Here is a 13,206-nt window from a genome sequence, read left to right as displayed (position 1 = left end):
TGCGTTGCAGTAAGTGAAGGCAGAACGCGCGATACCCACCATCACCCGCCATTCTTCACCGTTGCCACAAACGCCTTCCTGACAACCTTCGCCAGCCGCTTCACCTCGCCCTCCAGCGTGGAAATATCCGGGCAATCCCCGGCCCGGCAAACCAGATCGATAAGACCGGCAGGCGCTTCCTTCGGATTGAAAGCACCGTCGATGCACAGCCGCACGATCTGCGATATCTCGGTGTAAAGCGCCGTCGCCGCCATGCAGTCGTCGAAGGATTGCTGCTCCATCACCGGGGCGGCCAGCACCTGCAATGCCTCTGCCGTGTTGCGACCCGGTTCGTGCGGCTGGAGACCCCTGGCGGGACCGACCAGCGCCAGATATTGGGCGATGAATTCGAGGTCGATCAGCCCACCATTGATGAGCTTGAAATCCCAGATGTTTTCCGGCGGCTTTTCCTGTTCAATGAGGCTTCGCATTTCCAGCACATCGGCTGAGACTTTCGCCACATCGCGCTTCTGGGACAGTACCGAGGCGATGATGCCGCGCGCATCTTCCATCAGCGAGGCTTTGCCACAGATCAGGCGAGCGCGGGAAAGCGCCATATGTTCCCAGGTCCAGGCTTCCTCGCGCTGGTATTTCTCAAAGGCGGAAATGCGCGTCGCCACCGGCCCCTTGTTGCCGGAGGGGCGAAGCCGCATGTCCACCTCGTAAAGCACGCCTTCGGCCGTGGGCGCCGATAGTGCGGCAATCAGCCTTTGGGTGACGCGAGTGAAATAACGCACCACATCGAGCGGTTTTGCGCCGGTCGATTCATGGGCGGCATCGTTGTAATCGTAGAGGAGAATGAGGTCGACATCCGAACCCGCGGTCAGCTCGAAGGAGCCGAGCTTGCCCATGCCCATCACGGCCACGCGCCCGCCCGGATATGGCCCATGTGCCGTCTCCATCTCCGAGAGAACGGCATTCAGGGCCGCTTCAATTACCAGATCGGCAAGATGGGTGAAGGCGCGGGCGGCGATCTCGCCACGGATCGCGCCTGTCAACAGCCGCACGCCGATGAGAAAGCGCTGCTCGGCGGCGAAAATACGGAGCCGGTCGAGAATATCCTCATAGTGGCGGGCATTGGAGAGGAAATTGCCCATGCGCTGGGCAAGATACTCGCGCGTCGGCACGTCGCTCATCAGCGCCGGGTCCAGCATGCCGTCAAAAACATGCGGGCGGGCGGCGATGATTTCGGCAAGGCGCGGGGCCGACGACATGATCGTCACCAGCAGCGACAGCAGCGCCTGATTGTTGCCGAGCAGCGAGAAGAGCTGGATGCCCGCCGGTAGCCCGGAGAGGAAATTATCAAAGCGCAGCAGCGCCTCATCCGCCCGCTTGCTTTCGCCAAAGGCGCGCAGCAGATCCGGCGTAAGCTCCGTCAGCCGCTCGCGCGCCTCGACCGATTGCGTTGCCCGGTAGCGGCCATTGTGCCAGGTGCGTATGACGCGGGAAATATCCTCCGGCCGCTGAAAACCAAGTGCTGAGAGGGTTTTCAGCGTATCTGGATCGTCCTTCTGGCCCGTGAAGACCAGATTGCCTGCCTCACCGGAGAGTTTCGTCTCCTGTTCGAACAGCGCCGAATAACGGCGCTCCACCAGCCGCAGCACCTTTTCCAGCTTCTCGGAAAACGCCTTGGTATCTTCAAAACCGAGCATGAAGGCAATGCGCTTCAGTTCGGTTTCGGTGTCGGGCAGCACGTGGGTCTGCTCATCGCGCACCATCTGAATGCGGTGTTCCACCTCGCGCAGGAACCAGTAGGCGTCCGTCAGGCTATCGCGCGTTTCGGCATCGATCCATTTCGCTTCGGTGAGCGCCGCCAGCGCCTCCTGCGTCGCGCGGACCCTGAGCGCCGGCATACGGCCGCCGGCAATCAGCTGCTGCGTCTGCGCGAAGAACTCGATCTCGCGGATGCCGCCGCGTCCGAGCTTGACGTTATGGCCCTTAACCGCAATCGCGCCATGGCCCTTATGCGCATGGATCTGCCGCTTGATGGAGTGAATATCGGCAATCGCCGCGTAATCGAGATATTTGCGGAAGATGAAAGGCGTCAGTTCGCGCAGGAAATTGTCACCGGCCTTAAGATCGCCGGCCACCGGCCGCGCCTTGATATAGGCGGCGCGTTCCCAGTTTTGGCCCCTGCCCTCGTAATAAAGCAGCGCCGCTTCCACTGGAATAGCGAGCGGCGTCGAGCCGGGGTCTGGCCGGAGCCTCAAATCGGTGCGGAAGACGTAACCGTCTGCCGTGCGTTCCTGCATGATACGCACGAGGCGGCGCATCATGCGGCCGAAATTCTCTGTCGCAGCATAGGGATCATCGATAATGCCAGCAGAGGGTTCAAAGAACACCACTGCGTCGATGTCCGAGGAATAGTTCAGTTCGCGCGCGCCGAGCTTGCCCATGCCAAGCACGATCAGGCCGGAACCTTCGCTTGGCGCGGCCACGTTCTTCAGTTTGAGCTTGCCGGTCTCATGGCCGACAAGCAGCAGGTGGTCGATGGCGGCCGACAGCGAAGCATCCGCCATGTCGCTCAGCCAGCGCGTGGTATCGCGGGCGGTGAAGATGCGCGCAAGATCGGCAAGCGCTGCGACGAAGGAAAGCCGACGCTTGGCGATCCTCAAGCGCGACATCACCTCGTTTTCGACGGGCACGCCGCCCTCTTGCCCCGGCTTCCAGCAATCGCGCGCTTCACGGACGAGATCGGCCAGTAGTGGCTCCAGCGGCTTCGAAATCGCGAGCGTCAGCAGTCCCTCGTCCGCCGCGGCCATATCGCGCAGATAGGGCGACAGCGTGAAAGCCGCAGCGATGAAGTCCTTCAGCGGGCTTTCGGCGGCAAGAAGCGCGGCCACAGCTGGCTCGCCCTTGGCGATATCCTTCAGCGTGGAGAGAACGGATTTCAGTTCCGTCTGCGTATAGGGGCGGATAACTCCCGGCAGAACCTCGCTCAGCCGCCTTTCAGCGGTTTCCCGTTTCGTCACTGTCTCTCTCCCTCTCCCCAGCGACCCATCCTTGCGCTTCGACCGTGCCTGATTCTCAGGAAGGATCGCTCCCCGCAAAATCGTCCTGCCGCCACGCATTGTCGAAGCTTCCGGGCGCATACACTCCGCGTTGTAACAAATGCGTGGCGCTTTGCGATCAGGAAAACCGTTTTTGCCGATCTTTTCCGCGGTCTGGCCTGCGGAAGCGCCATTTCAGTCGTGGCCGGCAATATCGCGTAATGTCTCCGCAATTATGCCCACGTAGCGTCCTGCTCAACGAAACCCGACTCCCAGGTTTTGCAACGCTTGATGCTGCAACGGATATGATCATGAAACAGATTTTTATAGTGAAATGGCAAAAGAACCTGCGTGCAATGGCGTTGTGCCTGACCGCGCTGCCCTTGGCGCATGCCGTCTGCACGCCCGTCCTCGCTGCCGATCTCGGCAAATCGGACAGGTTCGCCGAACCGCAGGGCAATTTCGACAATGCCCGCTACAGCAGTTCCAGTGAGTGGAAAATCACACTTGGCGTGGGTGCTGCCTACGCTCCCAAATATGAGGGCTCGGACAAGCTGGAAGCAGGCGCGGTTCCCCTGGTTTCCGTTGAGTATGGAGATACGCTGAGCATCGATTTCAGTGGCGTCACCGTCAACCTGCTGAACAGCAACGGCTTCAGACTGGGCGTGAAGGGCGGCTGGGAAGCCGGGCGCAAGGAAAAGGACGACAAGAAAAATCTTCGCGGAATGGGTGACATCAAGGCGGGCGGCGTGGTCGGCGGTGTTATCGCTTATGGCATCGATCCCTTCGAGGTCTATGCGAAAGTGGACAAGACCATCAGCGGCAGCGAAGGGTTGACCGCAACCGTCGGCGCCAGCGTTTCGCACAAAGTCGACCAGTTCATCCTTGGCGCGGACCTCTCCGCCACCTGGGCGGACGACAAGCACATGAAATCCTATTTCGGCGTCACCTCGGCCCAATCCGCCCGTTCCGGCCTGCGCCGCTATGACGCCAAGGCAGGCTTCAAGCGCATCGACGCCAGCGCCTCCCTCACTTACCTTATGACCGAGAACTGGTCGATCACCGGCGCCGGCGGTGTTGGCTTCCTGCTGGGCGATGCCAAGGAAAGCCCCCTTTCGAAAAAGGATATTCAGCCGTTTGCGATGGTGGGCGTGGCTTATACGTTCTGACCCGATGGCGACGTGGCGTTGCGGGGATGCGTAACCATCTCCGCAACGCCGTCACGTGTCTGTCCCGCCGCCTGAAATTGTCGCCTGCCCTGGGCGGAGGATCGTCGCTAAGTTCAGAGAATCCTGTCCCTGTATTCCGGCGGCGCCACCCAGCATTGCGCACGTTTTCCGAACCAACGGTAGCGATTGCGGGCGACAAAACGATAGACGGGATCGCGCAGAAATGCGGGAATTATGCGCAACATGCCAAGCAGCCGCCAGGGCATGCCAAGCGCCTCATAGATCGCAAGAACGCCGTCGCTATCCTGTCGCACCCTGTCGCCATCGACAACGAGCAGGCTGACCGGATTTTTGGGGTCCATTCCGTGCCGCCGGTAGATTTCCGTGCCGACGGCTCCCTGCATGGAGGCCAGCCGGAAATATCCGGCCTTGTCATGCCGCAGTACGAATTGCGCATTCACCGAACACAGCACACATTCGGCATCGAACAGAATGATCGGTCCATGGTGGTCGCCGACCAAGGGGGCCATGTTTGCCATCGATCATAAGTCCTTTTGCCGATCGCGATGCGATCCCCTCATAAAGTGCAGCTGTAGAACCTTATAAGATATTCTTCCGATCATCTTTCAATTCAATCTCGAGAGACGATTATTTCTCGGAGGTGAACGAATTTCCGCACAAATAGCGGTGACCAGCCGGTGCTGGTGTCGGCGGCGTTGGACAGCGCGGCTTACTGGGTCGAAACGGGAAAGATCATCGAGACGGTCAGGCCCGGGCAGACGGAATTTGTAGTGTCGGTGTCCGACAGCGCGAGCGATCCGCCGTGCAATTCCATCACGGCCTCCACCAGCGACAGGCCTAGCCCCGTGCCGGGTTTGGAGCGACTTTCGTCCAGCCGCACGAAACGTTTCAGCACCTCGCCGCGCTTGTCGGCGGGGATGCCGGGGCCGTTATCGGAGACGGACAGCACGATGGCGTCCGGTTCGCTCACCAGACGCACGATGAGTTTTTTGTCGCTCTCGCATTCGCAGGCATATTTCATGGCGTTGTCGATGAGGTTTGAAAGCGCCTGGCCGATCAACTCACGGTTGCCCTGCACCGAAAGACCGGGTTCGATCTCGGCCTCAAGCGTAAGTCCCGCGTCCTCGGCCACCGGTTCGTAAAGTTCGGCGCTGTCGGCGGCGATTGCCGACATGTCCACATCGGTCATTTCGGCGGCGATGGAGCCGGCCTCGACGCGGGAAATCATCAACAATGCATTGAAGGTGCGGATCAACTGGTCGGATTCGGCGATGATGCCTTCGAGTGCCGCGCGCCGTTTCGTTTCGTCGTCGTCATCCAAGGCGGCGGCTGCCTTGTTGCGCAGCCGCGTCAGCGGTGTCTTGAGGTCGTGGGCGATGTTGTCGGACACCTGCCGCAAGCCCTCGTTCAGCTTTTCGATACGGCCGAGCATGGCGTTGAGCGAGCCGGACAGCCGGTCGAACTCGTCGCCGGAGCGGCCCTGCGGCAGGCGCTGCGAAAGATCGCCGGCCATGATCTTCTTGGTCGCTGCCGACATGCGGTCGATGCGTTTCAAGGCATTGCGGCCGATGCCGAACCAGATGAGCAGCGCACCGGCGCTCATGATGGCAAGCGCCACCATCAGCGCATTGCGCACCAGCGCCCGGAATTTGGTGGGCTCGCCGAGATCGCGGCCGATCAGGATGCGCAGGCCGTTGTCCAGCATGAAGACATTGGCGGTCGCCATATGCTGCACGCTGTCGCCGCTTTCGGAATAACGTTCGTAACGGAAGGGGAAACCCGTCCAGCCCTCCTTGTCAAACACGCCGGGCTGCACGGAAGCGACGTTGCCTGCAAGGATTTCGCCATTGGGGCCGGCGATGATGTAAAGGCTCGCCCCCGGCTGGCGGGCACGGCGCTCCATCATCCGCAACAGCGGGTTGATGCCGCCGCGATTGTAGATGCGCTGCACATCCGACACTTCCTGCAGCACCGCGTCACGCGTCTGCTGGTTCAGCAGCCGTTCGGAAAGGGCGGTGACATAAAAGACCAGGAAGGCTGCACAGAGCGCAAACAGCAGGATATAGAGCGCAGAAAGGCGCACCGCTGTTGACCGGAACAATATTCTGAGGCGGACCATTTTCGCCAATCAGCCCTCGTCCTTCATCATGTAACCCGCGCCGCGAATGGTCTTCAGCAGCGGCTTTTCGAAGTCCTTTTCGATCTTCGAACGAAGGCGGGACACATGCACGTCGATGACATTGGTCTGCGGGTCAAAATGATAATCCCAGACGTTTTCCAGAAGCATGGTGCGGGTCACCACCTGGCCGGCATTCTTCATGAGATATTCCAGCAGGCGGAACTCACGCGGCTGCAACAGGATTTCCTTGCCGCCGCGCCGGACATCATGGGACAGCCGGTCAAGTTCGAGATCGCCGACACGGTAGACCATGTCCTGTTCGGGTTTGCCCTTGCGGCGGCCCAGCACTTCGATGCGGGCGAGAAGTTCGGAAAAGGCATAGGGTTTGGGCAGATAATCATCGCCGCCAGCACGCAGGCCGGTCACGCGGTCGTCCACCTGCCCAAGCGCCGAAAGAATGAGAACCGGCGTCTCGATGCCGCGCCGGCGCAGCTCGCTGATGACGGAAAGTCCGTCGCGGCGCGGCAGCATGCGGTCGATCACCATCACGTCATAGGAATTCTCGCAGCCCATGAACAGGCCGCTTTCACCATCGCTCGCGTGGTCGGCAACGATACCGACTTCCCGGAACGCCTTGGTCATATAGGCCGCAGCCTCGAGATCGTCTTCAATAACAAGAATCTTCATGTGCGGGACAATAGCGCCCTCGCCCTTTTCCGCACAACCGGAAACAGATGCGACGGACATTTCCTGAACCTTGTTTTCCATGAGATTTCCTCCTCGGTGCTGACTGGACCGGCTTTGTGGGTCCTTGTCTTCTCCCCGGCGGGGGGAAGGTGGCCCGAAGGGTCGGATGAGGGGGCAAGGGCGCGGTCTATCGCTGGCCTTGCCCTTGATCCCGCTGCCGCGACCTCCTCCTCCCTAGCGGAGAAGAAACAAGCGGCACGCGCGTTCCACATACTCTGTCCCGCCCTCAAGGGGAGACACAGTCCCGAGCGACGCCGGCTCGAAGAAGAACCGGCGTCGCATCTCAGATTATCAACCCTGGTCGATATCCAGTGCGATGAAGCGGCTGCCGCTGTCCGTCTGGATCTGGAACAGCGCCTTGGAGCGTCCGTCCTTCTTCGCCTGCTCGAGAACCTTCTCGATATCGGCGGCAGAAGCCACCTGCTGGTTGTTGACGGAGGTGATCTTCTCACCCGTCTTCAGGCCACGGGCAGCGGCGTCGCTGTCCGGATCGACATCAGTGATGGCAAGGCCGTTGCCGTCGTCAGCGGGCGCAACCGTCAGGCCGAGGCTCGACAGCACCTTTGCGCTGGAAGGCTTGCTGCCACTGTCGTTTTCCTGGCCCGGCGTTGCCTTGGAGGCATCGTCGCTTGCGAGATCGCCAAGCGTCACGGTGACCGACTGCGACTTGCCGCCGCGCCAGAGCGAGATTTCAACCTTGCTGTTTGGCGTCATGCTGCCGATGCGGCGCGACAGATCGCGGGCATCCTTGACCGGGTCGCCATTGACGGCGGTGATGATGTCACCCTGCTTGATGCCAGCCTTGTCGCCCGGCGAACCGGACTGCGGCGAGACGACGAGCGCGCCCTTCGCTTCGGCAAGACCAAGCGACTCGGCAATGTCCTTGCTGACGGGCTGGATCTGCACGCCGAGCCAGCCGCGTTCGACCTTGCCGTCCTTTTGCAGGTCGGCGATCACGTCCTTGGCAACGGACGACGGGATGGCGAAAGCAATACCGACATTGCCGCCAGATGGCGAGAAGATCGCGGTGTTGATGCCAACGACTTCACCGTTGAGATTGAAGGCGGGACCACCGGAGTTGCCGCGGTTCACGGCGGCGTCGATCTGCAGGTAATCGTCATAGGGGCCGGAGCCGATATCGCGGCCACGGGCGGAAACGATGCCCGAGGTTACCGTGCCGCCGAGGCCGAAGGGGTTACCGACGGCTACGACCCAGTCACCGACGCGAATCTTGCTATCGTCGGCAAACTGCACATAGGTGAACTTGCGGTTCACATCGACCTTCAGCAGCGCCAGATCGGTACGCGGATCACGGCCAACGAGCTTGGCTTCGAGTTCGGTACCGTCATTCATCACCACCGTGTAGGCGGAGCCGTCATCGACAACGTGGTTGTTGGTGACGACATAACCGTCTTCGGAGATGAAGAAGCCGGATCCTTGAGCGACGGGGCGCAGCGGACCCTTGCCGTCACGGTGACGGTTCGGACCACGGTCGGGACGGTCCTGGTTGGGGCCGCCGAATTCCTTGAAGAAGCGCTTCAGGGGATGGTCGTCCGGCAGCTGGTCGAGACCACGGCCGCCGAAATTGAAGGAAAAGTTGCTGGAATCATCGGAAGCGGGCTGCACGTTCGACTGGACGCGAACGGAGACGACGGCGGGCGAAACAGCCTCGACCACATTGGCGAAGCTCGGAACCTGCGGCGCAGTCACCTCCACCGGAGCGGCAAAGGAATGAACGATCGGTGCGGCGATGCCTGTGGAAAGCATCAGCGCGGCAAGACCGCCAACGGTCGTTGCCTTCAGAACCGTCTTCAGCGAGGAGCGTCCGTTTTGCGAGTGAGACATGGTGTACCTTCTTTCTTCATTCAGACTGGAACCCGTTTGACCGGGGGAGAAGCGGTGGATGATGAAGATATAGTAGGCGACACCTTACAGCGAAGTGTCTGACGAATGAAAAAACCGTAATGTTGAAAAAGAACCGAGGACGGATATGAAAATCGGTTATTTTTCAATGAGATTACGAATTCTCTCTTCTTCGTCCGCGCTCAGTTTTTCCGGCCGCTCCTGGGTGGCGCGCCGACGCGAAAAAACGAGGATGGCGAATATTCCCGCAAGCGCCAGAACGATGGGCGCGCCCCACAAAAGTGCGGTGCGCAGGCTGAAACGCGGTTTCAGCAGCACGAATTCGCCATAACGAGACACGACGTAGTCGACTACAGCCTGATCGCTATCGCCTGCCACCAGCCTGTCCCGCACCAGAACGCGCAGGTCCCGTGCCAGTTCGGCATTGCTGTCATCGATCGACTGGTTCTGACAGACCATGCAGCGCAGTTGAGACGTGAGATTGCGCGCGCGCTGTTCCAGTGCGGGGTCTTTCAGCACCTCGTCCGGGTTGAAGGCGAAGGCCGGCCATGACGTAAACATGAGAACGAGAAGGAGCGTGAGCCCCGCCACAACCTCCCTCATTCCGCCGCCTCCGGCATCGCGGCCGTTTTTGCCGGCTTCGCCTTGCGGCTCGGTGCGCCCACCCTCAACCGCCTGTCGGAGAGCGATATCAAACCGCCGGCCATCATGAACAGCGTGCCGCCCCAGATGCACAGGATGAAGGGTTTCCACCAGATGCGCACTACCATGCCGCCATCCGCCATCGGGTCACCGAGCGAGACGTAGAGCTGGCTGAGGCCGAACGTCAAAATGCCCGCTTCCGTGGTCGGCATTCGCCGTGCGGTGTAGAGCCGCTTGGAGGACCAGACGTCGGCTACTTCCACACCCGCCTTGCGTATGGTGAAATGGCCGCGATCCTCGGTAAAATTAGGGCCGACGGCATGGCGGATGCCATCGAAGGTGAGACTGTAGCCGCCCGCCTTCGCCTCCATGCCCTGCTTCATTTCAAGAACGGTTTCGGTCTCGAAGGTGGTGACGGTGACGATGCCAAGCACGGTGATGCCAAGCCCCATATGGGCAAGTGCGGCGCCGAAGGCCGAACGCGGCAGGCCCTTGAGGCGTCGAAAAGCGATGCCGAAGGCCAGTTTGCCGAAATTGGCCCGATACCAGAGATCGGCAAGCGCCCCGAAGATCAGCCAGAAACCGGCTGCGATGCCAAGTGCGGCGAGCACCGGGCCGCCGTTCTCCACGTACCAGAGCGTCAGCCCGGCAAGGGCTGCAATGGCGGCCGCCACATAAAGCCTCTGGAAAGCGCCGAGAAGATCGCCGCGCTTCCAGGCGAGCATCGGCCCGAAGGGCGTGACGATCAGGACCGGGATCATCAGGAGGCCGAAGGTGAGGTTGAAGAACGGCGCGCCGACCGAGATTTTTTCGCCTGTCAGCGTTTCGAGAATGAGCGGATAGAGCGTGCCGATCAGTACCGTTGCGGTCGAGACCGTCAGGATCAGATTGTTGAGGACCAGCGCCCCTTCGCGTGAGATCGGCGCGAACAATCCACCCACCTTCAGCGAGGGCGCACGCCATGCGAACAACGCGAAAGCTCCGCCGATGAAAACGGTAAGGATGCCGAGAATGAAGATGCCGCGGCTCGGATCGGTTGCGAAGGCGTGCACGGAGGTCAAGACGCCGGAGCGCACGAGGAAGGTGCCGAGCAGCGACAGCGAGAAGGTCATGATCGCCAGAAGCACGGTCCAGATTTTCAGCGCTTCGCGCTTTTCCATGACGAGTGCCGAATGCAGCAGTGCGGTGCCCGCAAGCCATGGCATGAAGGAGGCGTTTTCAACAGGATCCCAGAACCACCAGCCGCCCCAGCCGAGTTCGTAATAGGCCCAGTAAGATCCCATGGAGATACCTGCCGTCAGGAAGGTCCATGCGGCGAGCGTCCACGGCCTTACCCAGCGCGCCCAGGCCGCATCGATCCGGCCCTCCAGAAGTGCAGCGACGGCGAAGGAGAAACAGACTGAAAAGCCGACATAACCGAGATAAAGCAGCGGCGGATGTATGGCGAGGCCGAAGTCCTGAAGGATAGGGTTCAGGTCCTGCCCTTCGGCCGGCACCCGCTCCAGACGCATGAACGGATTGGAGGTGAGCAGGATGAACAGCAGGAACGCGACGGAAATCCAGGCCTGCACGGACAGCACATTGGCTTTCAGCGTTTCCGGCAGGTTGCGACCAAAGACGGCAACGAGCGCGCTGAAAAACACCAGGATCAGCAGCCACAACAGCATGGAGCCCTCATGGTTGCCCCAGACGCCGGTCAACTTGTAGAGCATCGGCATCAGCGAATGGGAGTTTTCCCAGACGTTGCGCACGGAGAAATCCGAGACCGCATAGGCCCGCGTCAGCGCCGCAAAGGACAAGGCCACGAGCAGGAACATCACGACGGAGCCGAGCGAGGCGATATCCATCAGCGCCCGGTCGTTGCGGCGCGCGCCGATCACCGGCAGCGTCGAGACGATCAGCCCCACGGCGAGTGCCAGAACCAGAACGTAGTGGCCGATCTCATTGATCATTTTATCGCTCCGGTCTTGTCGGCTGAAGCCCCCGCAGGAGAAGGCGCTGCGCCGGAAGGTTGCCCGCCCTCTCCGGTGTTCTGCCACAGGCCCTTGTCTTTCAGCCGGTCGGCCACTTCCTTCGGCATGTAGTTTTCGTCATGCTTGGCCAGAACGCTGTCGGCAACAAAGCCATGGGTCGCGGCATCGAAAACGCCTTCCGTCACCACGCCCTGCCCCTCGCGGAAAAGATCGGGCAGAATGCCGGTATAGCTGACGGGCACGTTTGCTTCACCGTCAGTCACCGTGAAGCTCACCGTGCGGCCCTCCCCGCGCTTGACGGAGCCTTCCGCCACCAGCCCACCAAGGCGGATGCGGGTGCCGGGATTGACCGGCGTCTTCTCCAGATCGGCCGGCATGTAGAAATAGGCTATGGACTGGCCGAAGGCGAACATGACGAGCAGCACGGCCGCGACGATGAAGCTCATGCCGCCGCCGATGATTGCGAGCCGTTTCTGTTTGCGGGTCATTGCGTCACTCCCTGCGGCATCGCGCGCCCTTGCCCGTCCATGCGAACGGGTCCGGCGGAAACTCCCAATTCCTTCGCCAGCGCCAGAAGCTGCTTACCCTCTTCGCCATCAGGCGGGAAAACCTGCAAACCGGCTCTCAGTGCCTCGCCCGCCTTCGCTGCATTGTTCAAGACGGAGTAGGCGCGCACGAGGCGCATCCAGCCTTCGAAATCACCGGGATTTTCCTTGAGCTTGGCGTCGAGGCTCGCCACCATGCCCTCGATCATCGCCTGCCGGTCGGCGGGCGTCATGTCTTTCGCCGCCGCCACGTCGCCTGCGGTCGGGCCGGGCGCTGCCTCGCCGCCGGTTCTGGCGATATGTTCCCGCACCAGCGGCAACCATGGCGCACCGGCTGGTGCATCCGCCGCCAGTGCTGCAAAGGCCGCACGCGCCTCCTGCGCCTTGCCCGCCTGCTCCAGCGACAGCGCCAGATAAAAGCGGGCGCGTGGATTGCCGGGTTTCAGCCGCTCGGCTTCGGCAAAGGCCTCACGCGCAGCCTCGATGACGATGCCGTCATTGCTCGCCACCAGTGTTTCGCCAAGTCCCGTCAGCCGTTCTGTGCTCGGCCCTTGCAAACGAAGCGCGTTGCGATAGGCAAGCTCGGCATCGCCAAGCCGCATCGTCTTGAAATAGATCGGCGCCAGGATATCCCAGCCTGCACCGTCGTCGGGGTTTTCGGCCAGGTGCCGCTCGGCACGGGCGACCAGAAGGTTCATGTCGTTACCGGGTTGCTCCAGACGTGCCTCGAGCGGCATGTCCGGCACTTCCGGACTTCCCTTCCAGATGTAAAGACAGAGGCCAAGTGCGGGCAGCAAAACGGTAATCAGGGTTACGGCGAGATTGTGCCGTAGCGGTCGGGCGCTGCTTTCAGCGTCTTGACGGGTATCGGCTGCGGCAAGCAGCCGGCGGCCGATTTCGGCGCGGGCATATTCCGCCTCCGTCTCGCCGATCAGGCCAGCGGCACGCTCGCGGTCCAGTTCGGCAAGCTGGTCGCGATAGACTGCAACCTCGCCCTCGCGGCGCGTCTGCGACACCTCGGTCTTCCGCATCAGCGGGTACATCAGGACGATGGCGACAGCCGCCGTCAATATCGCAACGACAATCCAGAACATATGG

Annotated in this window: 10 protein-coding genes; 1 reads left to right on the top strand and 9 read right to left on the bottom strand. The window is 61.2% G+C overall.

The annotated features are described in order from the left end of the window. Positions 1-41: 41 nt before the first annotated feature. A complete protein-coding gene (locus G6L97_RS03100; RefSeq protein ID WP_111783209.1) occupies positions 42-3,011 on the bottom strand; it encodes a bifunctional [glutamine synthetase] adenylyltransferase/[glutamine synthetase]-adenylyl-L-tyrosine phosphorylase in 2,970 nt (989 codons plus the stop codon). A 323-nt stretch (positions 3,012-3,334) separates the two neighbouring features. Here G6L97_RS03100 and G6L97_RS03095 point away from each other — a divergent pair, with 323 nt between their 5' ends. Next, positions 3,335-4,198, top strand: coding sequence for a MipA/OmpV family protein (locus G6L97_RS03095; RefSeq protein ID WP_162686624.1), 864 nt, complete (start codon positions 3,335-3,337; stop codon positions 4,196-4,198). Between the two features lie 113 nt (positions 4,199-4,311). Here G6L97_RS03095 and G6L97_RS03090 read toward each other — a convergent pair whose 3' ends face one another. From G6L97_RS03090 to ccmI, 8 genes are all read right to left on the bottom strand, one after another. Continuing rightward, positions 4,312-4,737, bottom strand: coding sequence for a thiol-disulfide oxidoreductase DCC family protein (locus G6L97_RS03090; RefSeq protein ID WP_065661211.1), 426 nt, complete (start codon positions 4,735-4,737; stop codon positions 4,312-4,314). Between the two features lie 191 nt (positions 4,738-4,928). Beyond that, positions 4,929-6,338, bottom strand: a complete 1,410-nt coding sequence (locus G6L97_RS03085) for a sensor histidine kinase (RefSeq protein WP_111783210.1) — start codon at positions 6,336-6,338, stop codon at positions 4,929-4,931. Positions 6,339-6,347: 9 nt separating this feature from the next. Next, positions 6,348-7,106 (bottom strand): response regulator transcription factor, encoded by a 759-nt coding sequence (locus tag G6L97_RS03080; RefSeq protein ID WP_013635754.1) that lies wholly within the window; start codon positions 7,104-7,106, stop codon positions 6,348-6,350. A 270-nt stretch (positions 7,107-7,376) separates the two neighbouring features. Further along, positions 7,377-8,930 carry a Do family serine endopeptidase gene (locus G6L97_RS03075; protein ID WP_003512147.1) on the bottom strand — a complete coding sequence of 518 codons (1,554 nt, stop codon included), beginning with the start codon at positions 8,928-8,930 and terminating at the stop codon, positions 7,377-7,379. Between the two features lie 156 nt (positions 8,931-9,086). Beyond that, positions 9,087-9,551, bottom strand: coding sequence for a cytochrome c-type biogenesis protein (locus tag G6L97_RS03070; protein WP_025592862.1), 465 nt, complete (start codon positions 9,549-9,551; stop codon positions 9,087-9,089). Continuing rightward, positions 9,548-11,542, bottom strand: coding sequence for a heme lyase CcmF/NrfE family subunit (locus tag G6L97_RS03065; protein ID WP_003512142.1), 1,995 nt, complete (start codon positions 11,540-11,542; stop codon positions 9,548-9,550). Before G6L97_RS03065 ends, G6L97_RS03070 begins: the two co-directional genes overlap by 4 nt. Beyond that, positions 11,539-12,051 (bottom strand): cytochrome c maturation protein CcmE, encoded by a 513-nt coding sequence (gene ccmE, locus G6L97_RS03060; protein ID WP_003512141.1) that lies wholly within the window; start codon positions 12,049-12,051, stop codon positions 11,539-11,541. Before ccmE ends, G6L97_RS03065 begins: the two co-directional genes overlap by 4 nt. Continuing rightward, on the bottom strand, positions 12,048-13,202 hold the full coding sequence (gene ccmI, locus G6L97_RS03055) for a c-type cytochrome biogenesis protein CcmI (RefSeq protein ID WP_162694266.1): 1,155 nt from the start codon (positions 13,200-13,202) through the stop codon (positions 12,048-12,050). The genes ccmE and ccmI overlap by 4 nt, the downstream gene beginning before the upstream one ends. Between the last annotated feature and the right edge of the window lie 4 nt (positions 13,203-13,206).

The sequence above is a fragment of the Agrobacterium tumefaciens genome (assembly GCF_013318015.2).
Lineage (GTDB): Bacteria > Pseudomonadota > Alphaproteobacteria > Rhizobiales > Rhizobiaceae > Agrobacterium > Agrobacterium tumefaciens.
Note: the sequence above shows the minus strand (reverse complement) of the source record. Positions and strands in the feature narration are given on the sequence as shown.